At 62.1% G+C, this 25916-nt stretch carries 23 protein-coding genes and 2 pseudogenes; 16 read left to right on the forward strand and 9 right to left on the reverse strand.

The genetic code is table 11. The features are described 5' to 3' along the window. Positions 1-30: 30 nt before the first annotated feature. Genes FJ986_RS19195 through FJ986_RS19210 form a run of 4 tightly spaced genes read right to left on the reverse strand, consistent with a single transcriptional unit; the run spans position 31 to position 5413 of the window. Positions 31-1902: an ABC transporter ATP-binding protein gene (locus tag FJ986_RS19195; RefSeq protein WP_140499617.1), complete on the reverse strand. Its 1872-nt coding sequence runs from the start codon at positions 1900-1902 to the stop codon at positions 31-33. After that, entirely contained in the window at positions 1899-2813 is a 915-nt protein-coding gene (locus FJ986_RS19200) for an ABC transporter permease (protein WP_140499619.1), read from the reverse strand. The genes FJ986_RS19195 and FJ986_RS19200 overlap by 4 nt, the downstream gene beginning before the upstream one ends. Then, on the reverse strand, positions 2813-3802 hold the full coding sequence (locus FJ986_RS19205) for an ABC transporter permease (protein ID WP_140499621.1): 990 nt from the start codon (positions 3800-3802) through the stop codon (positions 2813-2815). The genes FJ986_RS19200 and FJ986_RS19205 overlap by 1 nt, the downstream gene beginning before the upstream one ends. Before the next feature lie 57 nt (positions 3803-3859). After that, positions 3860-5413 carry an ABC transporter substrate-binding protein gene (locus FJ986_RS19210; protein WP_140523193.1) on the reverse strand — a complete coding sequence of 518 codons (1554 nt, stop codon included), beginning with the start codon at positions 5411-5413 and terminating at the stop codon, positions 3860-3862. 471 nt (positions 5414-5884) lie between these two features. On the opposite strand from FJ986_RS19210, the gene FJ986_RS19215 reads away from it, so the two are divergent. The 5 genes and pseudogenes from FJ986_RS19215 to FJ986_RS30875 form a co-directional block, all read left to right on the forward strand. Then, positions 5885-6649, forward strand: coding sequence for a DeoR/GlpR family DNA-binding transcription regulator (locus FJ986_RS19215; RefSeq protein WP_140499625.1), 765 nt, complete (start codon positions 5885-5887; stop codon positions 6647-6649). 132 nt (positions 6650-6781) lie between these two features. Beyond that, positions 6782-7867 (forward strand): phosphotransferase, encoded by a 1086-nt coding sequence (locus FJ986_RS19220; protein ID WP_140523191.1) that lies wholly within the window; start codon positions 6782-6784, stop codon positions 7865-7867. A gap of 9 nt (positions 7868-7876) precedes the next feature. After that, positions 7877-8812 (forward strand): choline/ethanolamine kinase family protein, encoded by a 936-nt coding sequence (locus tag FJ986_RS19225; protein ID WP_140523188.1) that lies wholly within the window; start codon positions 7877-7879, stop codon positions 8810-8812. Positions 8813-9033: 221 nt separating this feature from the next. Then, positions 9034-9292: pseudogene (locus FJ986_RS30870) on the forward strand (IS110 family transposase); the annotation flags it as partial. A gap of 148 nt (positions 9293-9440) precedes the next feature. After that, a pseudogene (locus tag FJ986_RS30875) lies at positions 9441-9674 on the forward strand (transposase); the annotation flags it as partial. Between the two features lie 91 nt (positions 9675-9765). Here the strand turns inward: FJ986_RS30875 and FJ986_RS19235 are convergent. Next, a complete protein-coding gene (locus tag FJ986_RS19235; RefSeq protein WP_140499631.1) occupies positions 9766-10362 on the reverse strand; it encodes a TetR/AcrR family transcriptional regulator in 597 nt (198 codons plus the stop codon). A gap of 123 nt (positions 10363-10485) precedes the next feature. Between FJ986_RS19235 and FJ986_RS19240 the strand changes: the two genes are divergently transcribed. Both FJ986_RS19240 and FJ986_RS19245 read left to right on the forward strand, forming a co-directional pair. Continuing rightward, positions 10486-11685: a RidA family protein gene (locus tag FJ986_RS19240; RefSeq protein WP_140523185.1), complete on the forward strand. Its 1200-nt coding sequence runs from the start codon at positions 10486-10488 to the stop codon at positions 11683-11685. Continuing rightward, complete coding sequence (locus tag FJ986_RS19245; RefSeq protein WP_140523182.1) at positions 11685-12842, forward strand: Xaa-Pro peptidase family protein; 1158 nt, start codon at positions 11685-11687, stop codon at positions 12840-12842. Before FJ986_RS19240 ends, FJ986_RS19245 begins: the two co-directional genes overlap by 1 nt. A 6-nt stretch (positions 12843-12848) precedes the next feature. Here the strand turns inward: FJ986_RS19245 and FJ986_RS19250 are convergent, their stop codons facing one another. Next, positions 12849-13610 carry an IclR family transcriptional regulator gene (locus FJ986_RS19250; protein ID WP_181165404.1) on the reverse strand — a complete coding sequence of 254 codons (762 nt, stop codon included), beginning with the start codon at positions 13608-13610 and terminating at the stop codon, positions 12849-12851. A gap of 122 nt (positions 13611-13732) precedes the next feature. Between FJ986_RS19250 and FJ986_RS19255 the strand changes: the two genes are divergently transcribed. From FJ986_RS19255 to FJ986_RS19280, 6 genes are all read left to right on the forward strand, one after another. After that, on the forward strand, positions 13733-14404 hold the full coding sequence (locus FJ986_RS19255) for an amino acid ABC transporter permease (RefSeq protein WP_140499639.1): 672 nt from the start codon (positions 13733-13735) through the stop codon (positions 14402-14404). Then, positions 14401-15051: an amino acid ABC transporter permease gene (locus tag FJ986_RS19260; RefSeq protein ID WP_140499641.1), complete on the forward strand. Its 651-nt coding sequence runs from the start codon at positions 14401-14403 to the stop codon at positions 15049-15051. The genes FJ986_RS19255 and FJ986_RS19260 overlap by 4 nt, the downstream gene beginning before the upstream one ends. After that, the gene (locus FJ986_RS19265; RefSeq protein WP_140499643.1) at positions 15038-15769 is read left to right on the forward strand and encodes an amino acid ABC transporter ATP-binding protein; all 732 of its coding nucleotides are present in this window, start codon (positions 15038-15040) and stop codon (positions 15767-15769) included. The genes FJ986_RS19260 and FJ986_RS19265 overlap by 14 nt, the downstream gene beginning before the upstream one ends. Before the next feature lie 35 nt (positions 15770-15804). Beyond that, positions 15805-16593 carry a transporter substrate-binding domain-containing protein gene (locus FJ986_RS19270; protein ID WP_056570895.1) on the forward strand — a complete coding sequence of 263 codons (789 nt, stop codon included), beginning with the start codon at positions 15805-15807 and terminating at the stop codon, positions 16591-16593. 79 nt (positions 16594-16672) lie between these two features. After that, positions 16673-17689 carry a succinylglutamate desuccinylase/aspartoacylase family protein gene (locus FJ986_RS19275; protein WP_140499644.1) on the forward strand — a complete coding sequence of 339 codons (1017 nt, stop codon included), beginning with the start codon at positions 16673-16675 and terminating at the stop codon, positions 17687-17689. Next, positions 17686-18630 carry a threonine/serine dehydratase gene (locus FJ986_RS19280; protein WP_140499646.1) on the forward strand — a complete coding sequence of 315 codons (945 nt, stop codon included), beginning with the start codon at positions 17686-17688 and terminating at the stop codon, positions 18628-18630. Before FJ986_RS19275 ends, FJ986_RS19280 begins: the two co-directional genes overlap by 4 nt. A 199-nt stretch (positions 18631-18829) precedes the next feature. Here the strand turns inward: FJ986_RS19280 and FJ986_RS19285 are convergent, their stop codons facing one another. From FJ986_RS19285 to FJ986_RS19295, 3 genes are all read right to left on the reverse strand, one after another. Beyond that, the gene (locus FJ986_RS19285) at positions 18830-19810 is read right to left on the reverse strand and encodes a Dyp-type peroxidase (protein ID WP_210239471.1); all 981 of its coding nucleotides are present in this window, start codon (positions 19808-19810) and stop codon (positions 18830-18832) included. A gap of 123 nt (positions 19811-19933) precedes the next feature. Beyond that, the gene (locus FJ986_RS19290) at positions 19934-20995 is read right to left on the reverse strand and encodes an alpha/beta hydrolase (RefSeq protein WP_140523455.1); all 1062 of its coding nucleotides are present in this window, start codon (positions 20993-20995) and stop codon (positions 19934-19936) included. 360 nt (positions 20996-21355) lie between these two features. Beyond that, positions 21356-21940, reverse strand: a complete 585-nt coding sequence (locus tag FJ986_RS19295) for a glutathione binding-like protein (protein WP_140523180.1) — start codon at positions 21938-21940, stop codon at positions 21356-21358. 470 nt (positions 21941-22410) lie between these two features. Here FJ986_RS19295 and petA point away from each other — a divergent pair, with 470 nt between their 5' ends. The 3 genes from petA (at position 22411) to FJ986_RS19310 (ending at position 25915) form a co-directional block, all read left to right on the forward strand. Next, positions 22411-22887, forward strand: coding sequence for a ubiquinol-cytochrome c reductase iron-sulfur subunit (gene petA, locus FJ986_RS19300; protein ID WP_023767325.1), 477 nt, complete (start codon positions 22411-22413; stop codon positions 22885-22887). Between the two features lie 15 nt (positions 22888-22902). Continuing rightward, positions 22903-24198 (forward strand): cytochrome b N-terminal domain-containing protein, encoded by a 1296-nt coding sequence (locus tag FJ986_RS19305; protein WP_140523177.1) that lies wholly within the window; start codon positions 22903-22905, stop codon positions 24196-24198. Positions 24199-24355: 157 nt separating this feature from the next. Next, positions 24356-25915, forward strand: a complete 1560-nt coding sequence (locus FJ986_RS19310; RefSeq protein ID WP_140523174.1) for a mechanosensitive ion channel family protein — start codon at positions 24356-24358, stop codon at positions 25913-25915. Position 25916: the final 1 nt, after the last annotated feature.

Raw genomic sequence — 25916 nt, forward strand, 5'->3', positions numbered from 1 at the left:
CGCCCAGGACGGTCAGGGACTGCGCCGCTGTTACGGGCCGCTCAGATCGACCGCCGGCATCAGCCTTGGCGCCGACAAGCCGGCCTCGACGAGATGGCACGCGGCGTAATCCACGTCGCTTCGTTTCAGCAGCGCCGGATCCTCCGTGACGCAGCGGTCAAAAGCGAACGGGCAGCGTGTGCGGAAGGTGCAGCCGGAAGGAATGTCGATGGGGTCCGGCGGCTCGCCTTCAAGGAGATAGGTCGCCGTGTCGTAGGGCTTGTGCTCGATCGCCGGAACCGCACTGAGCAGGGCTCGCGTGTAGGGATGGCCGGGATCGAAGAACGTCGCCTCGTTGCCGGCGAGTTCGGCGATGCGACCGAGATACATCACGGCCACGCGATTGCAGACGCGGCGCACCATGCTCAGATCGTGCGAGATATAGATGTAGGTCATGCCGTGGCGGGCCTGCAGACGCTCGAAAAGATCGAGCAGCTTGCCCTGTTCCACTTGGTCGAGTGCCGACAGCGTCTCGTCGAGGATCAGGAGTTCCGGGTCCAGCACCATGGCGCGGGCGATGTTGACGCGTTGCCGCTGGCCCGCACTGAGCCCTACCGGCAGTTTGTCCGTCAGCTCGGGGCGCAACCCCACCTCGTTCATCGTGTAGGCGACCTTCTCGCCGATCTCCTTGGCGCTCATTCCGCCATGGATGCGCAGCGGTTCGGCGATCGTCCGGCCAATGGCCAAATGTGGCGGGATGGCGTTGTAGGGATCCTGCAGCAGCAGCTGGAACCGACGGCGCAGATCAAGCAGCTTCTTTCGGCCGAGATGCGCGATGTCCTGGCCCTTGAACAGGATCTGGCCGCGATTGGGTGCTTCGAGGCGGCTGAGTAGACGCGAAAGCGTCGACTTCCCGCAACCGGATTCGCCTACGATGCCAAGATTATCGCCTTTGTAGACGTCGAACGAGACGCCCCGGACGGCCTGGACAACCCGGTACGCAAACAGCCTCTCACGGTCCTTGGTTGCGTAGGAACGGTAGACGTCGCGGACCGAAAGGATGATTTCGCGTGTGTCGTCCTTGGCCAAGCCCGGCGCGGCGGTGACCTGCTCGGCGCCCCAGATGCGCGGCACGCTCTTGATGAGGTTGCGCGTGTAGTTGTGCTGGGGTTCGTCGATCAGTTTACGGGTCTGCTGGCACTCGACCACGCGGCCATCGGCGAGCACGAGGACGTTGTCTGCGATCTCGTTAACCACACCGAGCGCCGAGGAGACGAAGATGACCGCCGTGCGAAAATCGCGCTGGAGATCCCTCAGTAGGCGAAGAATCTGGGCGGCGACCGTCACGTCGAGCGGCTGCGTGATGTTGTCAGCGACGAGCAGGTCAGGGTTGGTGACCAGGGCATCGACAATCAGCACGCGCTGCATCATCCCGCCGCTGAACTGGAAAGGAAATTCGTGAAAGCGCTGCGCCGGGGAAGGAATGCGGACCGCGTCGAGGACACGAAGCACGCGCGCCTTGGCTTCCGCAGTCGAAATGCCCGGCTCGACGGCGCGCAGCTTCTCGATGATCTGCTGTCCGACCGGGATGGTCGGATCGAGTGCGCTGCCAGGGTCGGAGCCTATATAGGCCACCTTGCGCCCTCGCAATCTCTGCATCTCGGCGGGCGCGAGATCGAACAGGTTGCGGCCATGGTAGGCAATCGTCCCGCCGGTCACGACCAGCGGCGGGCTTATCCAGTTGACGAGTGCGCGCGACAGGACGGTCTTACCCGAGCCGCTTTCACCGATGATGCCGAGGACCTCGTCCTGGGAAACCGAGAGATTGACGTCCTGAAGAACAGCGCGCCTTGCGCCGCCTGGCAACGCTAGATCGACCGACAGGCCCGAAATCTCGAGAATGCTTACACTCTCCCCGCTCATAGGACACCTTGGAGTAGCTTGTTGCGGGAGCGCTCAAGGGCACCGCCCATGAGGTTGATGCTGCACAGCGATATCGCCAGCAGCAGGCCGGGAATGGTGGTGATCCACCACGCATTCAGGAGATACTTGGTGCCGTCGGCGATGATCGTCCCGAATGTAGGCGTGGGCGGCTGGATGCCGATGCCGATGAACCCGAGGATGGCTTCGAAGATCATCATGCGCGCGACGTCGAGCACGGCGACGAATGCGATCGGGGGCAGGATGTTCGGCGCGATATGCACCAGCAGTATCCGGACGTCCGATGCGCCGAGGATCTTGGCGGCGCGCACATATTCCTTGCGCCGCTCGGACATGGTGACGCTACGCGCCACGCGTGCGTAGCCTGGCCAGCCCGCGAGGATGAAGACGAGGATGACCGTCAGCGGCGTCGGCCGCGTCACGCCGAGGATGGTGATGGCGAGGATGATCACCGGGATCGACATCTGCGCATCCGTGATGCGCATCAGGATCAGGTTGGTCCAGCCGCCGACATAGCCGGCCACCATCCCGACCGCCGAACCTAGAACGAACATGCCGATGACGCTCGTAATGCCGATCATCAGGGCGTTCCGCAGGCCGATCAGCGATCGGGCTAGAAGATCGCGGCCCAACTGGTCGGTCCCTATGAAATGAGGCCAGACCGAACCTTCGGCAGGCCAGGGCGGCGAGAACTTGAGGCCGACGTTGAATTTCGTCGCGGAAAGGCCGAGCAGCCCCGGCGCGGCGACCGAGAGCAGGATCACGGCGATGAAAATGACCGCCCCGACCCGGAACTCCGGCGTCTTGAATGCTTGAAGGAAGATATTAGCGCCGAGGCTTCGGGCTTTTGGGGGAACGCTGACTTCCGCGTCGACGATGGTGTGTTCGGACATCAGTACTGGAGCCTTCTGTCGATCGTGGTCGATGCGAAATCGACGAGGATGTTCACACCGACGAGCCCGGCGCAGGCGAAGATCGCGATCGCCTGGATGATCGGGAAATCGCGCTGGAACACCGCATTGATCATGAGCAGGCCGATCCCCGGATAGTTGAAGAGGTATTCGACGACGAACAGCGAGCCGAGGATCAGGCCGACCGCCTGGATGCCCAACACGTTCAGAAGGGGTATCCCGGAGTTACGCAGAACATGCGCCGAGATCATGCGCCGTCGGGTCAGCCCGCGGATTTGGCCAACATAGACATAGGGCTCGAGGAGGTTGGAGGAGACCGAAACCGAGAGCGACCGGACGATGATCGGAATCAGTTCCACCGCCAGGACCAAGGCCGGCAGGATCGCATAGGTCCAGTTCTCGTAGCCGATTGCAGGTAGCCAGCCAGTCCTGGCCGACAACAAATAAATGAACACCAGTCCGAGCCATACATTGGGCAGCGAGACGAGGACCGAACTCAGGTAAAGCGCGAATCGGTCGGGCGCCCTGCCCGCGTTAAGGCCGGCCCAGATGCCGAGCGGAACCGCGATCGACAGTGAGATCAGGAAGGCCAGGCCGGCCAGCAGCAGGCTGTAGGGCAATGTCGCGCCGATCAGATCAATGACCGGCGCCCGGTTGCTGGCATCGAAGGTCGATTCGCCGCGCGAACCTCCAGTGCTGCCGCCCTGGGCGCTGCGCACGAAGGATCGGCCGAAATCGCCGCGGACGATCTGGGTCATATACCGCCCGAACTGGACGATTATCGGATCCCGGAGGCCGAGCTCCTTGGCCGTCTGCTCCGCCACGGACTGCGAAACCATCGGGCCGAGCATCAGCCGCACGGGGTCGCCGGGCACCACGCGCAGCAGGGTGAAGATCAACAGGGCGATGCCCGCCACAATGATCACGCCTTGGGCAAGACGGCGAACGAAGAAGTCTATTGCAAAAAGCATAACGGCAGGCTCACGAAGGAGCAGCGCCGCCGGATGGCGACGCTGCTGGGCCAAAGGTTAGACGAGATCCGCCTTCGACAGGTCGATAGGTCCGTAGGGCAGGTAGACCGCGCCTTCAAGGTTCTTGGCGGCGCCGTGGAAGGTGAGCGCAGAGAACAGTGAGAAGCTTGGGACTTTCTTGGCCATCGTCGGGAAGGTTTCCTCGGTGAGGATCTTCAGCCGCTGTTCCGGATTGGGCGCGTTGCGCTCCTTGTCCAGGACCGCGTCGATCTCGGGATCATTGATGCCCGAAATCAGCGCCGCGCTGGAGTGCCAGTTGGGCCGCAGGACGAGGTCCGGCTCAGGCGACGGCGTCATCCAGCCGACGTCGCACATATGGCCCTGGCCCTGACCGTCGGCGCGGCGATAGATCGCCACTTCCCAGGCCGCTGGCTCGAGCACCGTCAACTGCACGTTGAAGCCCTGCTCCTGGAGCATCGCGGCGATCAGTTCGCCATACTCCTTGGTCTTGGGATAGAAGCCGATCGAAGTGATATATTCGAGCTGCGGCAGCCCCGCCCCGTTCGGGAAGCCGGCTTCGGCCAGCAGACGCTGCGCTTCCTCGGGATTGTAGTCTGGATATCCCTTGATGTCGGTGAAGCCGAACTTCATCGGGGAGACGTAACAGCTTGACTCGAGCGCCGCTTCGCCCATCAGTTCGAGGATCTGCTTGCGATCGATCGAATGGCATGCCGCCAGGCGGATGCGCGGATCGTCGAAGGGCGCCTTGTTGCAGCGAAAATGCAGATATTTGTTCTCGGTCGTGAGACCCTTGCGAGTGGTGACCTTCGGATTTCCGGCGAGCGATGCGTACTGTTCCGGCTCGAGACGTTCGGCGATGTGGTACTGGCCGTTCAAGAGGCCGAGAACCCGCGTGTTGGCATCCGGAACATAGGCATAGACGACCTCATCGATCTTCGGACGCCCGCCGAAGAAGTCGTCATAGGCGTGAAGAATATTTTTGTCGCCGTTGGTCTCGACATACTTGAAGGCGTTCGTGCCGTTCGGACGCTTTTGGAGAATCTTCGGATCAGCAACATCCTTCGCCGAGAGGATCGGGATCACGCTTGAAATAAACCACCAAGCCGATGCCGGATAGCCGTGCTTCTCGGTGTGCAGTCGCACCGTAAGGCGATCGACAATTTCGACATCGACCTTTCCGGGGCAAAAGGAAGCCGCCGGGCGGGCCGGGTCGCAGGAGTATTCGAGCGTCGCCTTTACGTCCTCGGCGCTGAATTCCTTGCCGTCGTGAAATTTCACGCCGTCGCGCAGCTTGAACTCGAACGTGTTGGTGTCGATCAGCTTCCAGCTTTCCGCCAGCGCGGGTTCGAGCAGGTCCGCCTCGCCGTCCCGCATCGGGGCACGCGTCAACGCATTGAAGACGAACTTTTCGAAATTGCCCTGACCAAGGGTCGTGTGGGAAGTCGGATCCCAATTACCCGTGACGGGCCCCATCGACGCGAGCACGAGTGACTTCTTGCCCTGCGCATTGGCCGGCACCGCGAGCTTGCCGAGCACGCCGGCCACGCCAAGCGCGCCCGCGCCAACCATAATGTCTCTACGCGTAATCATTGATCCTGTTCCCCTTTTTGTATCGGCGGTTGTTTTGCCGATGTGCGGTTTAGTTTTCTAGGACCCGCTCGGCGCCGGCCCGTTGAACTCCATCCTTCGACCTGCAGCATGGCACTTATTCGCCATTGCCAGACGAGCCTTCCAAATCCTGACTGGACGCCAGATCCATCCTCAAACCGATCCAATTTCTCAAAACACACAAATCGGTCAAAAACACCAATATCGACACATTTGCCTGTGGTCAAGCGCGGCTTGGCCTACTCTCGGCGAGTGCCCAGTCCCGAACAGGTCTAAATCTCAAGGCTGTTAGACCCTAGGACTGTTGAGCGACTAAGACGGATTTGACTGGTTTGAGCATGTCGACTAGCTTGGCGCCGGGATTTTCGGTCTTCCGGCATCTCGCAGTGTTCGACGTGCTCGGGGATATGTTAAGTCCGGAAAGACCCAAATGGTCACAGGCAGATTCGGTCCATGAGATTTTCTGAGTTTCGCCAGGAAAAAATCCTGGAAATACTGCGCGCGAATGAGCGCGCGAGTGTCAATCTGCTCGCCGATCGCCTCGAAGTCAGTCCGGAATCCATCCGGCGCGATCTGCGTCTACTCGAAACAAATGGCTTGGCTCGGCGCGTCTACGGCGGTGCGGTACTGACGCCAAAAGAGGGGGACAAGCCGTTTGGCGAGCGCAGCCGGGTCAATGCGCCGGAAAAAAACTTGATCGCCGAAAGGGCTGCCAGCCTTATCCAGAACGGTATGAAGATCTTCGTCAGTTCGGGAACCACTACGCTGGCCTGCGTGAAGCACCTTGACAAGCATGCAGACCTGACGATCTTCACGAACTCCATCGCCATTGCGGCGCATTTTTTCTCCCACGGCTGGGGCACCAGTGTCCGCGTGCTCGGCGGTCCGATGGTGCCGGAATATCAGGCCACATTCGGGCATTCTACCATTACCGCGCTGAAAGGGCACAGGTTCGACCTGGCTTTGATGGGTGCCAGCGCCGTCCATGTCGATCACGGCTTCATGGGCTTTGGTGAGGACGAGGTTGCACTGCACGATGAGGCGAGGCGTCAGGCCGGCACCACCGTCATGGTAGCCGATCGATCGAAGTTCGGACGCTTCGGCTCGGTTCGTGCATTCGGCCTTGCCGACGCCCAACATGTCATCACCACTAAGGGTGTCGGCGAAGAATTCGTCCAGCGCTTCGCCGAACTGGGCGTCGACCTCATCCGCGTTTAAGTGCATCTCGGCGCCGATAGGCACGTCGGCACTTTACTCACGCCCGCATAGATATAGCATTGCGTTTCCTGCTGGCGCGCCTGTCCCCCGCTCCCTTTCGTGGACGGGCCGTCGCTGGTCGGTTGTGCTTGCTTGGATTACAAGGGTTCCGCTGGCTTCATGGAAATTGGTCTGTCGCGAAAGGGTATGGATCGCCGCATCGGCCCGATGGACATTCATCGTCTCCCGTCCGCAACAAAAGAAGTCCGTTCCCTTTTTGCGGATGACCTCACGGCGCCGGCCGACCTCTGTCTTGTGACGCCCGACGAGCCCGCCTGCTCTGGTGCCGGACCGCAGCTGTGCAGATCGGCACAGGAGATGGAGCCGGGCATTCTCGTCCCGTCGCATCGTGGCGTGGACAGCACCCGCCTGCTTCTGTCGGTCGATGGCCAGCATCCGTCGCTCCTGCTCAAAACCATTCAGCCCGACCAGCGCCGCTTCATCGATGCGGCCGCATCCTTCGATGCGCAGCGCAAAGCGGCCGGCCTCGGCTGCGCGCCCAAGATCCTTGCCATCGATGCGCGGCGCGCGACCTGCATCATGGAATATCGCGACGGCTGGGCGACCGCCCGTGTCAGCGACCTGAAAAAGCTGGACGTCCTCAATGAGGTGATAGGTGTTAAGCGCAGGGTCCACGGCGGACTGCGCTTCACGATCCCGGTGTCGCCGTTCGACCGGATCCGCGCGCTGAAGCAGGAATGCGATCGGCTCGTGGCCCAGGCTCCTCCCGACCTTCCGGTCCTGTTCGAGCAGGTTTTGCGCTTTGAGCGCATGATCGCCGCATCGGGGGTCGACAGTGTGCCCTCCCATGCCGACGGCCTGGCCTCGAACATCCTCATCGGGCCGGATGGTCGCATCGAGCTCGTGGACTTCGACGGTGCCGGCAACGTCGACCCCTATTATGAGATCGGGATCCTGATCAACGAGGTTTTCGAAGACGAGAAGGACTTCCTCCCGGCCCTCGAAATGTTCGAAGGCACGCCGAGGCCGGCAAGTCTCCGTCGCGTGCGTCTCTACGCGATCGCCGACGATCTCGCATGGGGTCTCTGGGGTCTCGTGATGGACGCCACCTCGCAGCGCAAGGATGTCGAGTTTTACCGCTACGGGTTCTGGCGCTTCATCCGCTGCCGCGCCGCGCTCGGAAGCCTCGATTTCGGCTCGTACGCCCGAATGCTCTGAGAACCCTTCATGGAACGGAAGTGCGGAGAAGGCCAATCGGCCTCCGAACTGGCATTGGAAACAATGCTTTCCTTGGTACCCCCATGGCAGGGCAAAGACATCTTTTACCGGCCAATCTTCGGGGGCTTTAGCAATTCTAACTGGCACGTCAGGATCGGAGGTGAGCGTCAGACGTTTTTCCTTAAGATGCCAGGCCCCGGGACCGAGAAGTTTATCGATCGGAGCGCTTCGCTCGAGGCCGGCAGGCGCGCGCACGAACTTGGCATCGGGCCTCGGATCTATAGTGATCTCAGCGACCGCGGCGTGGAAATCAGCGACTTTGTAGAGCGGTCTCGTCCCTGCACCACCCGCGACTTCCACTCCGCCGAGATTAGGGCGCCCACTATTAACTTGTTCCGCACCTTCAACAATTCTGCCCCGCTTCGCTTAACCAAGACCCTGTTTGACATGATCGATGAACATATCGTTCAATTGCGTGAGCTCGGGGCGGCATTCCCGCACGATTTTCCTACCATTCACATGAAGTACCGCACCGCTCGCGCCGCGCTGGAAGCGTCAGGACTGGACATCGTTCCTTGCTGCAACGATCCGGCACCAGCTAACTTCCTGCTGACTGAAGACAGGATCCTGATCGTCGACCTCGAATACGCGTCGAACAACGACCGCTGCTGCGATCTCGCCACCTGGTGTGGGGAAATGGTCCTGAGCGACGTGATGCAGGATGAGGCGATCGAATGTTATTTCGGTCGCGTCGAAGCCAGCACCAAGGCGCGCATGTTTGTCTACCAGATGCTGGGCGACTTGAAATGGTCGCTGTGGTGCATGGTCCAGAACATTACCTCGAGCATCGACTTCGACTTCTACAAATACGGCGTGTGGAAGCAGATGCGCCTGCGCTCGACCCTTCAGAATCCATATTGGGACCGCGCCCTCACGTCCCTGTAGGAGCCCGCCAGCTTCTGGCTCGAGGCTTCCCTTGCCATTCGAGGATTGTTGCTACATCTGGGCAGTGGAGGCCACCGGTGGAATGACTGCTTTCTGCGCTGAAAGCAGACCGTCAGCTTCGTTGTTGGCCACAACCGCGGGAGCCTCGGGTTTGCGCAATGTTGCGAGTGCCAACGCCGGAGGAGGAAGACCGTGGCCGGTTGAGCAGAGTGGGCAGATTAATTAATTGCGAGCAGGGAGTCTCGAAGTCCGGCAATCCTAGGCTCCGGCCGACGCTTGTCTAGGTTGCGTGGGTCTGGGTGCCCCATCAACCCAATTCGCACTGAGCCAGTGGTTCAGGGCGCGAGTCATCCCGAATGGTGGCCGGTGCAAGAAGGCGGCATGGTCGCCCTCGCTCGGAAACTGTTTGTTGCGCTGTGGAAATACGTGAATTCCGGAGTCGTTATAGAAGGAGCTCTCCTGACGAAACCATCAGCATAGAGTAACCGCCCGATTGTCACCGCCTATTCCTAGAGCGCCTCCGAGACGCCTTCGACGCCGGCCAGCTTCGCTTCTTCAGCGATCTCGCTAGCCTGGCCGACCCTGCTACTTTCTGCGCCCAACTGGCTGGACTGAAGCGGATCGAGTGGTCGTTTACGCCAAGCCCCCGTTCGGCGGTCCAAAACAGGTCCTCGCCTACCTTGGTCGCTACACCTACCGCGTCGCCATCGCCAACAGCCGCCTCGTGAGCCTGGATCATGGAGTTCTGGTCAGCTTCCGCTGGAAGGACTATCGCCACCACGACAAGTCCAAGCACAAGCTCATGACCAAGATCACACTTGCGGGGCTGATTAAGCCAGCAACCGAGAATGTCTCAAGGTAAGCCGAGCAGACGACCAATTCTTCAGACAGAATGTCAGAGGAAGCGAGGCTCACTGCTATAACATGGGGTTTCACATTGTCGTTTCGGTGAGTCAGATTTGGATCATCCGTATCAGGCTGCGATAGGTCTTCTCCAACGCGTCAAAGCCACCTTCGCCCAGTGTAATTGGCGCGGCGTTGTCGGCGATCGCCGCGAACAGCAGCGCGGCGTCGCCGGGCACGACATTCGGCGACAACTCGCCGCGCCGGCCCGCCGCCGACAGCGCGCCGGCAAACAACGCCGAGAGCTCCGCGCTGAAATGGCCGAGCATCTTCTGGCCGTCGGCATCAAGGAGGTCGGCATCCTGCCGCAGCCTCGAAATCAGGCTCCAGTTTTGCCCTTCTGTGCCGGCTGGGTTGAAATGCCGGAAGCGGGCGCGGCTGTAGGCGATCATCGCCTCGACCTGCTCCTCGAGGCTTGACCCCTCATGCGACCAGACAGCCCGCAAGCCGCTCAGCGTCGCCTGCATGTAGTCGTCAAGCACCTCGTCGACGAGCGCCTGTTTGTTGCCGAAATGATAGTGGATGTTGGCGCGCGTCGTGCCGAGCGCCGCCGAAATATCCCCGAAGCTGGTGCCGCGATAGCCGTGGCGCACCAGAAGCTCCAGCGCCGTATCCTTGATCGCCTGTCTGGTGTCGGTCTCGTCCATGCTTCCATCATAGCCAAATGCGTTGGCCGTGGACGCCGAAGCTTTGCTGCATCCCCAGCATTTGACGGAACACTGACTTGCAGGTAAGTAAGTAGAAAATCAGCGGGAGGATACGTGGTGCGGATGCGGACATTCAGCGATATCGAAGGATCGGCGCCGCAGGCCGTCCGCGCCGGTGACCTGGTCTTCATCGGCGGGCTGATGGCGACGGACGTCAGCGGCAATATCGTCGCAACCGGCATAACGGGTCAGGCGCGCGTCATTTTCGATCGGCTGGCGGCCCTTCTCGCCCAGGCCGGCGCCGGCATGACCGATGTGGTCAAGCACAACATCTATTTCAGTTGCAAGGCCGATGCCGTGGGCGCCTTGCTCGACGAACTCGATGCCGTGCGCGCCGGCTGTTTCACCGCTCCCGGCCCGACCACCACCGAAATCCGCTGCGGCCTCGACCGCGAGGGCGCGCTGCTGATGGTCGACGCCTGGGTGGTGATCGGCGGCAAGCGCGAACTGCTCGACCCCCCGGGTCACTGGCGCTGGCGCAGGGAGCTGCCCTTCGTCCATGGCTGGAAGGTCGGCGACATGCTGTTTGTCGGCGGCCAGCGCTCGCTCGATGCCGAAGGCAATGTGCTCGGGCTCGGCGACATCGAGGTGCAGACCGACGAGGCCTTCCGCAACCTCGACACCATGCTGCGGTCGGGCGGCGGCGACCGCCACAGCCTGATGCGCCAGAACACCTATTTCCGCTTTTTCGGCGAAGGCCGCGAGGTCACCGACTACTGGGAGAAGATGACCAATGTGCGCCGCCGCTACATGTCGGTGCCTTCGGCGGCCGGTGCCGGACTGCGCATCCAGGGCATGGGCAATGCCGGCGAACTGATCCAGGTCGAGGGCATCGGCATGCTCGGCGACGACAAGCAGCGCCTGCAGCCGGCCAACCATTGGGACTGGAGCATTCCCAACACCCAGTTCACGCAAGGTTGGAAGATTGGCGGGCTCGCCTTGATCGGCGGCCAGATCTCGGCCGACAACAAGGCGCAGGCCGTCGGCGACGACATGGAGACGCAGACCCGCAACGTCTTCGAGTTCATCCGCCGCACGCTGGCCGAAGGCGGGCTCGACGAAAGCGACGTCGCCAAGCTCTATATCTACTATCACGCCGAAGGCAGCTGGGCCGGGATCGAGGCGACGCGCGCGGTGATTGCCCGCGTGCAGCGCGAATTCTTCCCCGAGCCCGGTCCGGCGGTGACTGCGATCCGCGTCGCCGGCTTTGCCTTCGAGAACCTGCTGATCGAGATCGAGGCGATGGCGGTGACGCGAGGCTAATGTCGAAACACGATTTCACCGCCGCCGAATTCGCCGATCGTCTGGCGCGTGTCCGCGCCGCCATGGCCGCACGCGACCTCGACTGGCTGATTGCCGTTCACCCCGCCTCCATCCATTGGCTGACCGGCAGCGACGCCAAGAGCTACCAGGAATTCCAATGCCTGCTGGTCGGCGCGCGCAACGAGCCGCTCGTCGTGCTGACACGCCAGGGCGAAGTGCACGAATTCGAAACGGATTCAGCTGCCGACGAGGTGCATGGCTTCGGCGGCGGCGAGAACGAGGATCCGGTCGCGGCCTTCGCCGACGTGGCGCGGCGCCACGACGTGCTAGGCAGGCGCGTCGGCCTCGAAGTGCCGGCCTACTATCTTCACCCACATCATTGTCTCGGCCTTCGCGCCGTCATCGGCGATACCTTGCTTGCCGAGGCGACGGAACTGATCGCCGGCCTGAAGCTGGTGAAGTCGCCGGCCGAGATCGCTTATATCAGGCGCGCGGCGGCCCTTGCCGACCTTGGCATGGAGCGTTTTGCCGGCGAGTTCGCGGCGGGCCTGTCGGAACTGGCGCTGGCCGGCACCATCCACGAGACCTTGCTGCGCAACGGCAGCGGCATCGCCGCCAGCCCGATCAACCTCGTCTCCGGCCCGCGCTCCGCCTACAGCCACGGCGCGCCGACCGCGCGCCGGCTTGAACATGGCGATTTCGGCAATCTCGAATTCGGCGCCACCTTCAACCGCTACACAGCCACCATCGGCCGCAATTTCGCGCTGGGCAAGCCGACGCCGCGCATGGCCGAACTGCACGACATCGTGCTGCGCGCCGGCGACGCCATGATCGCGGCGATTCGCGACGGCGTGCCGGCAACCGTGCCGCACCAGGCGGCCCGCGCCGTCATCGGCGAGGCCGGGCTCGAAGCCTGCCGTGTCCACACGTCCGGCTATGCGCTGGGGCCAGGCTTTCCGCCGAGCTGGGCCGAGCCGCTGCACATGATCGGCGACAGCCCGCACATGCTGAAGGCCGGCATGGTGGTCACCATCGAGCCGCCGGTCTATATCGGCGCCGAAGGCCTTGGCGCCCGCATCATCGACAATGTGCTTGTCACCACGGCCGGTGCGGAGGTGCTGTCCCGCACGCCGCGCGACATCATCGTCGCGGGCTGAGCCTCCCTACCCTCCAAGCTCATGCGCGATCTCGGCACAAGCGAGCTTCAGCCGCGCCAGCATGGCCTCGAAATTGGGCGCGGCGCTGCGTCGGCTGACCGCCGCCACCGTCACGCAGGCCACGGCGCGCCCGTCGCCGGCGATGATCGGACAGACGACGTCGGTCACGCCGATGATGTCGCGGCTCTCGTGGATGATGGCGCCGCGCTCGCGCACCGCGTCGAGTTCGGCGGCGAGCGTCGTCGGGTCCGGCGGCTCACGCATCAGCATCAGGCATTCGGCGATCATCCGGTCACGCACGGGCTTGGGCTGGAACGCCATCAGCACCAGGCCGGAATGGGCATCCGCCAGCGGCCGGCGATAGCCGAGCTTGAGCGAGAAGTTCATGTCCGCCCCGCCCGATGCCGCCGCGATGATGACGGTTTCACCGCGATGCGCGACGACCAGATGCGCCGCCTGGTGCACCTCCTCGGCGAAGCGCTCGACGATGGGGGCCGCCGTGCTGACCAGGTCGCGGGCGCGCGCCGTCTGCATGCCAAGCCCGAACAGCTTGTTCGACAGCATCAGCCCCTCGCCGCCCTCATCGCGCTGGAGGTAGCCGCGCGCAAGCAGCACATGGACCATGCGGAAGATCTCGTTCTTCGATCGCCCCAGTTCCTCGGCGATCTGGCGCGTGCCCATGCGCTGGCCGGCATTGGCCAGCAATTCGAGGATATCCAACCCCTTTTCCAGGGCCGGCGCGCTGTAATTCAGCTTGTCGTCCGTCATTTGCATCCGCTTCATAGATGACGCTTGACGTCACATATGAAGCGACGATAGCGTGGTGTCCAGCAAATCCGAGCGGAAAATAGCGATCTGCCTGGAGTTGCATAGGGGGACGCTCTACTTCCATGAGCTATAATTTCAAATTTGATGTCCTGCTGCGCTATATCCCCGAGATTGTGCAAGGCGTGCTGCTGACCTTGCAGTTCTCGGTCGTCACCATGCTCTGCGGCCTTGCCATCGGCTTGATCGTCGCCATGGCCTCGATCAGCCCGCTGATGCCGCTGCGCGCCTGCGCTCGCGTCTATGTCGAGGCGCTGCGCAACACGCCGCTGCTGGTGCAGCTGTTCATCGTCTTCTTCGGCCTGCCTTCGATCGGCATCAAGCTTGGCGCCAACACCGCTGCGCTGATCGCGCTGTCGATCAACATGGGCGCCTATGGCGCGGAGATCCTGCGCGCCGGTTTCCAGTCGGTGCGCCAGAGCCAGGTCGAGGCTGGCCGCTCGCTCGGCCTCACCGCCGGCCAGACCTTCCGCCATGTCGTGCTGTTCCAGGCGGTCAAGACCATCTACCCGGCGCTGGCCAGCCAGTTCGTGCTGATCATGCTGACCACCAGCGTCGTCTCCTCCATCGGCGCCACCGAGCTGTTCCACCAGGCCGCCTTCATCGACTCGCGCACCTACCGCTCCTTCGAGACCTACACGCTGATCACCATTTCCTATCTCGTGCTGACCCTGGGCTTCCGGGCCTTCTTCGCCGGCGTCTACTGGATGGTCTTCGTCAGGAGGCCGCGCCGATGATCCGCGAATTTGGCGGCACCGATATCGTCTACCTGATCGAGGCCGCGCGCTGGACGATGCTGCTGGCGCTCACCGCCACGGTGGGCGGCGGGCTGCTCGGCATCGTCGTCGCCGTCCTGCGCGTCATCCCATTCAAGCCGCTCAACTGGCTGGCCATCGCCTGGATCAACCTGATCCAGGGCACGCCGCTACTCGGCCAGCTCTTCGTCTTCTTCTTCGGCCTGCCGCTGATCGGCCTCTCGGTCGACGCCTGGACGGCGGCGGCACTTTCCCTGTCGATCTACGCTTCGGCCTTCTTCGGCGAGATCTGGCGCGGCAGCCTGCAATCGGTGTCGCAGCGGCAATGGGAGGCGGGTGCCGCGCTCGGCCTCACCTACGCGCAGCGCCTCGGCCATGTCGTGCTGCCGCAGGCGATCCGCATCTCCGTCGCGCCGACCGTCGGCTTCCTCGTCCAGTTGGTGAAGAACACCTCGCTCACCGCGCTGATCGGCTTCGTCGAACTGACCCGCGCCAGCCAGATCATCAGCGGCGCGACCTTTGCCCCGCTGCCGGTCTACCTCACCGCCGCCGCCATCTATTTCGTCATCTGCTTTTCCCTCTCCCAGCTCGCCCGCATGCTGGAAAGGAGACTTCATGTCGCTCGTTGAAATCGCCGATATCCGCAAGCGCTTCGGCGCCATCGAGGTGCTGAAGGGCATCTCGCTCAACGTGGAAAAAGGCGAGATCGTCGCCGTCATCGGCCGCTCCGGCTCGGGCAAGTCGACCATGCTTCGCTGCATCAACGGGCTGGAGAAGGTGCAGGCCGGCCGCATCGTCGTCGACGGCATCGACGTCACCGCGCCCAGGGCCGACCTCAACCTTCTGCGCCAGCGCGCCGGCATGGTATTCCAGAGCTACAATCTGTTCCCGCATCTCAATGTCGAGCGCAACGTCACGCTGGCGCTGAAGCTGGTGCGCAAGCTCGACACGCCGGCCGCCCGCGAAGTCGCCCGCGCCGTGGTCGCCAAGGTCGGCCTCGCCGACAAGCTGCTTGCCTATCCCGACGAATTGTCCGGCGGCCAGCAGCAGCGCGTCGCCATCGCGCGCTCGCTGGCCATGCAGCCGACCCTGATGCTGTTCGACGAGATCACCTCGGCGCTCGACCCCGAACTGGTCGGCGAAGTGCTGCGCGTGCTCGAAAGCGTCGCCAGCGAAGGCATGACCATGATGCTCGTCACCCATGAGATGAACTTTGCCAAGAACGTCGCCGACCGCGTGATCTTCATGCATGAGGGCCGCATCCACGAGGATGGGCCAGCGCGTGAGACCTTGCTCGAGCCTCGTACGGCCGAACTCAGGAGCTTCCTGAGCGCCGTCCTTCACTAGGAAAAGAAAGTCCAACCAGAAAAAGGGGAAGTTCCATGTTCAAGCATCTCACCAGGATCGTCACAGCCGTGCTCCTGGCCGGCGCCGTCTCGGCAATGCCGGCGCGAGCGGCCGACCTGCAGAAAATCCTGTCCGCTGGCACGGTGCGCATCGGCGTGCCGATCGACGTGCCGCCCTTCGGTTCGGTCGACGCCAAGAACGAGCCGGTCGGCCTCGATGTCGACATGGCCAGGAAGATCGCCGAGGCGCTGGGCGTCAAGCTCGAACTGCAGCAGATCACCGGCGCCAACCGCGTGCCCTATCTGGTCACCGACCGCCTCGACATCGTCATCGCCGCCATGGGCGCGACGCCGGAACGCGCGCTGCAGATCGCCTTCACCTCGCCCTATGCGGCGCTTTCGATCGGCGTCTTCGGCCCCGACAGCATCACGGTGAAGAGCCCGGCCGAGCTCAAGGACGAGACCATCGCGGTGGCGCGCGGCACGACGCAGGATCTCGAACTGACCAAGGCCGCGCCCAACGCCAAGATCGTGCGCTTCGACGACGACGCCACCGCCGCAGCCGCTTTCACCTCCGGCCAGGCGCAACTGCTGGCCACCGCCGATGTCGTGGCCAAGGATTTGATGGACAAGGACGCCAAGGTGCAGCTGAAACCCAAATTCATCCTGCAATTCTCGCCCTGCTACATCGGCATCCAGCAGGGCAGCCCGGAGCTGCTTCGCTGGCTCGACACCTACATCCATCTCGGCATGCTCGACGGCTCGCTCTCGGCGCTGTCGCAGAAGTGGATCGGCACCACGCTGCCGACCCTGCCGCCGATCTGACTTCTTCGGCGGCGGGGGCCTTTCCGCCCTCGCCGCCTCTCCCTCGCCACCTCCATCCCCTAGAGTTTCAAAGAGAAACATGGCCCGCATGTCCACCGCCCGCACCACCATCGATTTCGACCGTTCCGGCAAGCAGATCGGCTTCGTCGACATTCCGCATTCGCCGCATGACGACGCCTGGGGCGCGACCCGCATTCCGCTCGCGGTGATCCGGAACGGCAGCGGGCCGACCGTCATCCTGCAGGCCGGTAACCATGGCGACGAGTATGAGGGGCCGATCACGCTCGGCGAACTCATCCGCGATCTCGACCCGGGCATGGTCAGCGGCCGCATCATCTTCCTGCCGGCGATCAACCTGCCGGCCGTGCTGGCCGGCCGCCGCACCTCGCCCGTCGACGGGCTGAACCTCAACCGCACGTTCCCAGGCGATCCAACCGGCACCATCACCCAGCAGATCTCGGCCTATGTCAGCGACGTCGTCATGCCGCTTGGGCATGCCTATATGGATCTTCACTCCGGCGGTTCCTCGCTCAACATCCTGCCCAGCGCCATCATCGAGCCGGCGCCCGACGCCGCCCACCGCAAGCGCAACACGGAGGCGGTGCTCGCCTTCGATGCTCCGCTCACCGTCGTCATCGACAATCTCGGCGAGCCGCGCACCTCCACGGCCACATCGGTGAGGGCCGGGCTGACCACGGTCGGCACCGAGATGGCCGGCGCCGGCACGGTCTCGCTCGACGCGCTCGGCATCTGCCGCAAGGGCGTGCGCAATGTGCTGAGCCACCTCGGCGTGCTGCCGCCGACAGGCAGGCCGCCTGCCGCGAGGCCCGAAAACATCCTGCGCATTCCCGGCCATGACGGCTATGTGCTGGCCACCACCAATGGCGTGTTCGAACCGTTCCACGCGCTGGGCGCCGAGGTCCATGCTGGCCAGGACGCCGGCCGCATCCACGACCTGGCCGACCCCGGCCGCGCGCCCGAGACCGTGCGCTACCTCTCGGACGGCATCGTCTATGGCCGCCGCCAGCCCGGCCGTGTCGTTGTCGGCAATTGCTGCGTCACCGTCGCTACGCGCTATGAAGGAGAGCTGGCGTGATCGCGCTGGAAGACATCCGTACTGCCGCCGCGCGCATCGAAGGCAATGTCAGGCGTACGCCGATGATTGCCGCCGGCAACCTCAAGACGCCGCTGGCCGGCGGCGTCGACCTGCTGCTGAAGCTGGAACTGCTGCAGGTCACCGGATCGTTCAAGGCACGCGGCGCCACCAACAGGCTGCTCTCGCTCGACCCCGCCGCGCTGGAGCATGGCATCGTCACCGCGTCGGGTGGCAACCATGGCATAGCCACCGCCCGCGCGGGCCTCATGGCCGGTGTGCCGGCCACCATCTTCCTGCCGACCAACGCCTCGCCGGCCAAGATCGAGAAGCTGCGCGCCTGGGGAGCGGCCACCCACATTGTCGGCTCGGCCTGGCACGAATCCAACGAGGCCGCGCAAGCCTTCGTCCGCGAAACCGGCGCCGTCTATTTCCATCCCTTCGCCGACCCGGCTGTGGTCGCCGGGCAAGGCACGGTCGGCCTCGAAATCCTCGACCAGATGCCGGATGTGACGACAGTGTTGGTCGCCATGGGCGGCGGTGGGCTGGTCAGCGGCGTGGCGACAGCGATCAAGGCGCTGGCGCCGCATGTGCGCGTTATTGGAATTGAGGCCACAGGCTCGCCGGTGCTGCTGCGCGCCCTCGAAGCCGGACACAATGTGGCCCTGGACAAGATCACGACATCTGTCGCGACGATGGCCTGCGCCAAAACCGACGATCGCATCTTCGACATTGTGCGCGATAGCGTCGATGAGATCGTGCTTGTCGACGATTCCGAGATGCTGTGCGCCGCCAAAAGCTTGTGGTTCGAGATGGGCCTTGCGGCTGATCTAAGCGGTGCTGCCGCGGTTGCCGCAATTGCGGAGGGTCGGGTGCGGTTCAGCTCAGGCGAGTGCGTCTGTGCCATCATCTGCGGCGCCGGACCAGATGGAATTCAAGGATAGAGCTGACCGAATGTCAGCAGCGAAAAATACCAGACCAAGTTCCAGACTGCGTTTTATGCGACTTTCGAGCACAGACCGGAAACATCGACCGTTTCCGTTCATCGCCCAAGGCCAGTGTAGCGTTGGAAAGCCAAAGTGGGGGTGTCGTTCGTGCGTTTCATATTCGGTGGGGAACCTGTTGACGGTTACTCCAAACAGGTCAACCCGACAGGCCCGGACCAGTGGTCGAGATGACTTCCCCCGTTGCAAGGTTCTCCAGGAATGTCGTCGACGGGACGAAGAACAATGTGCCAGTGACTGCGCGGCTGAAGTCCAGTAACCGATCGTAGTTGCCTGGCGGCCGGCCGATGAACATGTTTTCCAGCATCTGCTCGATTCTGCGCGGAGAACGGGCGTAGCCGATGAAATAGGTACCGAACTCACCCTTGCCGACGTCGCCGAACGGCATGTTGTCGCGTACGATTTCCAACTGCTCTCCGTCCTCGACGATCGTGGTCAGCGCATTGTGCGCCGAGGTCGGTTTCACGTCATCGTCCAGTTCGATATCTGAGAGCTTTTTTCTGCCAACAATTCCCTCTTGATCCTCGATTGGAAGCGCGTTCCATGCTTTCAGATCATGCAGGTACTTCTGCACGATCACATAGCTGCCTCCGGCAAATGAGGGGTCCTCCTCGCTGATGATCGCGGCCTTGACGGCGCGCTCATCCACCGGGTTCTCTGTGCCATCGACGAAGCCGATCAGGTCGCGGTCATCGAAATAGTTGAAGCCGTGCACCTCATCCGCCGTGGAGACTGCGCCGTCGAGCTGCGACATGATCTGTGTCGCCAGTTCGAAGCAAAGGTCCATACGCGATGCACGAATGTGAAAGAGGATGTCGCCCGGCGTCGAGACGGCATGATGCTGACCTTGGATTTCGCGAAATGCATGCAGGTCCTTCGGTCTGGGGGCTCCAAACAAGCGGTCCCAGACATCGGAACCAAACGCCATGACACACGAGAGCCGGCCCTCGAGGTCACGGGAGCCGACCGCGCGCAGAAGTGTGGAAAGATCGCAACATAAGGCGCGCACGGTCGCTTCGTGTTCTGGTCCGGAAATGACCGTCACAACAAGAAATATCGCGGCCCGCGTCAGTTGCGCGACGACCGGTTGAGCAACAGCGGATGGCAATGTCGAATCCACAACAGATCCCTTTCAATCTTGATCGAAACGCCACTGGTCGACCGGCATAGGGCCGGAGGGGCGGAGTTGGATTTACCCAATTCGCGGATCATCTCCGCATCAGTTGGTCACGAGTTCGCCCGATCAGTATTCGCCGACGTCTATGACTGCCTGGGCGAAAGCCTGTGGGGCTTCCTGCGGCAAGTTGTGGCCAATTCCGCCCGTGATGGTCCGATGCGCGTATCTGCCCGAAAATTTCTTGGCATAGGAACTGCTGTCGGGGTGGGGTGCGCCATTGGCATCCCCCTCAAGGGTGATGGTCGGCACCGTGATCAACGGGCTCTCGGCCAGCCGTTTTTCCAGGCCGTCATATTCCGGTTCGCCTTCGGCAAGCCCGAGCCGCCAGCGGTAATTGTGAATGACGATGCTGACGTGATCCGGGTTGCCGAGGCTCGCCGCGCTGCGCTCAAAGGTGGCGTCATCAAAATCCCATTTCGGCGAGGCGATCCGCCAGATAAGGTTTGCAAAATCGCGCCGGTATTGTTCGTAGCCGGCCCGGCCGCGTTCCGTCGCAAAATAGTACTGATACCACCATTGGAGCTCGGCCTTCGGCGGCAGCGGCATTCTGTTTGCCGCGAGACTGCCGATCAGATAGCCACTGACCGAAACGAGAGCTTTGCAACGCTCCGGCCAGAGCGCCGCTATGATGCAGGCTGTGCGCGCGCCCCAATCATAGCCGGCGACGATTGCCTCGCCGATGTTCAGCGCGTCCATCAATTCGATGACATCGACAGCCAGCACAGACTGCTGGCCGTTGCGGACAGTCTGACTTGAAAGAAAGCGCGTGGTGCCACAGCCACGCGAATAGGGAACGATCACGCGATATCCCGCCATCGCCAACAGGGGAGCGACATCGACAAAGCTGTGGATGTCGTAGGGCCAGCCATGAAGGAGGATAATAACGGGACCATTGGACGGACCAGCTTCAGCGTAGCCGACGTTCAGCAGGCCGGCGTCGATTTGCCTGAGCGCTGCGAACGAGGCAGCCGGCAATGGTCCTGCCGTTGCTCCGTCCAGCCCTGAAACGCGTTGCGCCTCGGCTGAGCGAACTGTCGCGAACTGAGCAGCAGCCAGACCCATTGCAGCAACGCCGACGAACGCCCTGCGATAGGGATCAATTTGTCCCGGCCGTCTTGTATTTTCCATTCTTGCAACCTCTTTCACGGCACCGTCCGGATGCCACCTGTTATGGCGCGGCACCGGCATCAGCTTCATTCATCGGCTTGGCGTTCCCGGCCGGCATGCCTTGGCAACCCCCTTGGACAGCCGAGGCGTCGGTGGCTCCGCCGAGCGCTGTTCAGACATACATTGAGCTGGAATGACGCGATCACATGGGAAGGTCATGCCGAGTCCCGCCTCGCCTTCCATGCTTAGAAATTCGGGGCGTAGCCCGTCGCCGCGCTTGGTAGCGATCAGGTGGAGGTTCTGCAGGAACAGAAGCATGGACAAACTCCTTCGTAATGTGTCGTGGCTGAAGGTTGACACGACACGCGGCCGGTCTCGCACTTAGACAAGGCCCTCGCGCTTCATTGCGATGCGAACGGCCGGACGGGCCGCTATTCGGGCGCGCAACGCTTCCAAAGGAGCTGGAACAGGGACTTGGAAGCGGACTGCCCAAAGAAGCATCACGAAAAGGTAGAAGTCCGCTACGCTGGGTTTCTCGCCGAACAGAAAATCCGTCTTGAGACCGTCCGCGAAGAGATCAAGTTGCGATGTAATCGTGGTCCGCGCCTTGGCCTTTTCAGCATCGCTGCCTTGGTGCCACATGGGTTTGAAGCTTCGGTGTATTTCGGTCGAGACGTAGGTCAGCGCTTCGAGAACGCGGGTACGGCCCATTGGCCCTTCCACTCCCAGTGCCGGGTACTGCGACGCAATCCAATCGAGGACGGCGATATTTTCTGTCAGCGTTTCCCCGCTATCCAGCACGAGGGCAGGAACATACCCCTTGCGCGTGACCGTGGTGAAATCATCACCGGAGCCCGTTCGTTTGGTTTTGAGATTGACCGTTTCGCGCTCGAAGGCGGCACCCGCCTCCTCCAGTGCTATGTGGTCGGCCAGGCTGCAGGCGAGAGGGCTATAGTAAAGTTTCACGGGTTTTCCCTTTTTGAATCCTGACGAAGCTTCGCAATTGTCCGGCGGCGGCGCCCGCCTAGCTGGGCACTTGCCAGCGGCGTCCATCAGGTTCCAGAAGATCTCACTTGCCGGGGAGGAAGGCTACGACACCGACAGGTAGGCGTGCCTATGCCGAGGTATGATCAAGCCAAGCAATCGTTCTGCGATTGCCCGTGCAATGCCGGAATCCCGCTCAAGTGGGGAACGGCAACAACCAAGGATTCGCATCCACTACGCCTGGCGTCCTCGAAAGTCCCGCAGTCCTTCGCTCAGGGCTCATAAACGAAAGTATTGGACACATGGGCCCTTGGCACGATGGCCCACATCCCGCTGCGGCCGGCATAGTTCAACTCGAAATGAGCAAACGCGAACGGCGAAAGGCCGCGGCCGGGTTTTCCGACTGCACGCCGACGCACTGAAGCAGCTTTCCAATCAGAGGAGTCGTCGTCATGGCCGAGCTATCCCAGACCGAAACCGGCACTGCCGCATTGCCCGCCGAGGCTGTGGCCGCGGTGGAAGTCGACGTCTCCTCGCTGATGCCGGGAATGTCGCTGGTCGTGCAATGGCGCGGCAAGCCCGTCGTCGTGCGCAACCGCACGGAGAAGGAAATCAAGGACGGCAGAGCTGTCAGCTTGGCCGAGCTCAAGGATTCGGTCGCCCGTAACGCCAATCTGCCGGCCGATGCGCCTGCAATCGACGCCAACCGCACAGCGCCGGGCAAGGAAGCCTGGATCGTGATGGTCCAGGTCTGCACGCATAGCGGCTGCATCCCGGTTGGTCAGCAAGGCGAGTTCGGAGGCTGGCTCTGCCCGTGCCACGGCTCGCAATACGATACTGCCGGCCGCATCCGCAAAGGCCCAGCGCCCGAGAACATGGCGGTGCCGGTGTTCCAATTCATTTCCGACACCAGAATCCGTATCGGCTGAGATGGGGCAATTTCGATGAGCGACAAAAATTCGACCTATACGCCCAAGACCGGTATCGAACGCTGGTTCGACGCCCGCCTGCCGCTGCCGAGGTTGGTGCACGATAGCTTCATCGTCTATCCCGTCCCGCGCAACTTGAACTACGCCTATACGTTCGGCGGCATTCTCACGGTCATGCTGGTTTCGCAGATCCTGACCGGGATCGTGCTTGCCATGCATTACGATCCAGATACCGGGTTGGCCTTCAATTCAGTCGAGAAGATCATGCGCGACGTGAATTCGGGATGGCTGCTGCGCTCTCTCCACGCGAACGGCGCCTCCTTCTTCTTCATTGCCGCCTACATCCATATCTGCCGCGGGCTCTACTACGGCTCTTACAAGGCGCCGCGTGAGCTGCTGTGGGTGCTCGGATGCACCAACCTCTTGCTTATGATGGCGATCGCCTTCATGGGCTATGTGCTGCCCTGGGGACAGATGTCGTTCTGGGGAGCCACCGTCATTACCAACTTTTTCACGGCCATCCCACTGGCCGGCGACTGGTTCCAGCGGCTCCTGCTCGGCGGTTTCGCGGTCGGCAATCCGACGCTGAATCGCTTCTTTGCGTTGCATTACCTGTTGCCGTTTGTGCTTGCAGGTGTGGTGACCTTGCATGTCTGGGCGCTTCACGTCGTCGGGCAGAACAATCCAGCCGGCATTGATGTGAAATCAAAAACCGATGTCGTGGACTTCACACCCTATGCGACCGTCAAGGACGCGTTCGGCATCATCGTGTTCCTGTTCTTCTTCGCCTATTTCGTCTTCTACCTGCCGAACTATCTCGGCCATCCTGACAACAACACCGTCGCAAATCCGCTCAAGACGCCTGCGCACATGGTGCCGGAATGGTACTTCCTGCCCTTCTATGCGATCCTGCGCGCCATCACCTTCAATGTCGGGCCGATCGATTCCAAACTTGGTGGCGTGCTCGCCATGTTCGGCTCGATCGTGGTGCTTTTCGTCGTGCCGTGGCTCGACCGGTCCAAGGTTCGCTCGGCCGTTTACAGGCCATGGTACAGGGTGTTCTTTTGGCTCTTCGTCGCCAACGGACTGTTTCTCGGCTGGCTTGGTTCGCGGCCGGCCGAAGGGAATTACGTCGTCATGTCTCAGTTGGCGACGCTTTACTACTTCGCCTTCTTCCTGATCGCACTGCCGGTGCTAGGCTTAATCGAGAAGCCACGGCGGCTGCCCAACTCGATCACTGAAGCGGTGCTCGAGAAGAACAAGGGGGCCGGCGGCAAAGGCGCGATCGCCGTGGCCGGCGACCAAACGTAGATGGGAAGAGGCGATGATCGTGTCTCGCCAGCCCGTCTCAAAGGCGCCGATAGCAACACGCTTTGGACCGAACCGTTGCGTCGAGGCGACGAGACAACTTTATGTCGAGCGCCAGCAACCGCTCTGCTCCGAATGATGAAAAACAGGGATTGCGATCATGGTCGATCTGGGTCCGGTGATGAACTGGTGGAACTCACCTCTGATCTACATCGTGTCGCTCGGCCTCGCCGGAATCGTCGTTTGGAACCTCGTTCCGGGACGCTTCGCCAATGCGAGGTTGATCGTCCAGCTCGTCTTTTTCCTCGCAATGTCGATCATGGTTCTCGAACTGCGGGTCGTCCCATACGAGCCCGCACGAAGCGATGGGACGACCAGTGGAGCGATCCTCATCGGATCGGTCAAGCTGCTGTGGTGGGTCCATCTTGCCTGGGCGCTAATTGGGTTTGTCCGTATCTATATCGTGTTCGAGCGGCAGCCGCGCGAGGCACGCCTCCTGCAGGATGTCGTGGTCGGCATCATCTATACGGGAATGCTCCTTTCAATCCTGGCGTTCGTCTTTGCCGTGCCGGTCGGAACGCTCATCGCCACGTCGGGCGTCTTTGCCGTCATGCTAGGTTTGGCGCTCCAGAATACGCTTGGCGACGTATTTTCGGGAATCGCGCTTAACCTCGGCCGCCCTTATGTGCTTGGAAACTGGATCATTCTGAACGACGGAACCGAGGGCCGCGTCGTAGAGACCAATTGGCGCTCGACCCAACTCCTCACCCCGGCCCACAACGTCATCGCACTTCCGAACAGCCTTGTCGCCAAAATCGGGGTAACAAACCTTAGCGGCCCAGACGAGAGCCATGGACTTACCGTGACGGTAAAGATGACTCTGACCAAGACGCCGGCTATCATCGTAGACACGATGCGCATGGTCCTCCTGAGCTGCAACTCGATCCTCCAAGACCCTTCGCCCGTGGTAGCCATCACAAGCCTGGATGCGGCGGCAATCGGGATCGAGCTGTCATTTCGCGTCGCCAGCCTTGACCAGCGGATTACAGCTCGGAACGAAATTTTCGATCTGGTCTATCGCCATTCAAGGTCGGTCGGGGTGCTGCTGGCAGCGCCACTTTCGGCTTCGATTGCCATGACCTCCCAGCCAATCGACGGGACGGCGACCTCCCAAGGCTTCGCCGCGATCGACCTGATCAAGGCCATACCGATCTTCTCGACGCTAACGGATGCCGAGCAGGAGGCGCTTGCCGCGACGATCCTGGTTCGCAGCTACCGCAAGGGCGACGTCATTGCAGAACAAGGAGAGATGCTGCCATCCCTCATGATTGTCCGGAAGGGCGTCATCGTCCGGCAACATGTCCAAAGCAATGCTAACGTGCAGGAGGTTGGCCGGCTTGCACCTGGCGACTTCTTCGGCGAGACCGGCCTGCTCGCAGGTATTGGCGAGACGTCGACATTGCGGGCGATGACCCACGTCTTGGTCTACGAGATAGACCAGCAGAGGTTCGCGCCGCTCCTGCACGACAGGCCCGAGATGGCCGAAGATCTTGCGGCAACCCTGTCGAGGGGGACGTTGGCCTATGGCGAAACCGGCATCCCCGGCCAGCAGCACAAGAGCTCCAAATTTGCGCTCCTGAAAGCCATTCAGGCTGTCTTCCACACCGCCCCATTGGAGCACGCTCGAGCACGTGGTCGACCAGGCATTCGAAAGGACTAGA

Origin of the sequence: Mesorhizobium sp. B1-1-1, from assembly GCF_006442955.1 — a bacterium.
Taxonomy (GTDB): domain Bacteria; phylum Pseudomonadota; class Alphaproteobacteria; order Rhizobiales; family Rhizobiaceae; genus Mesorhizobium.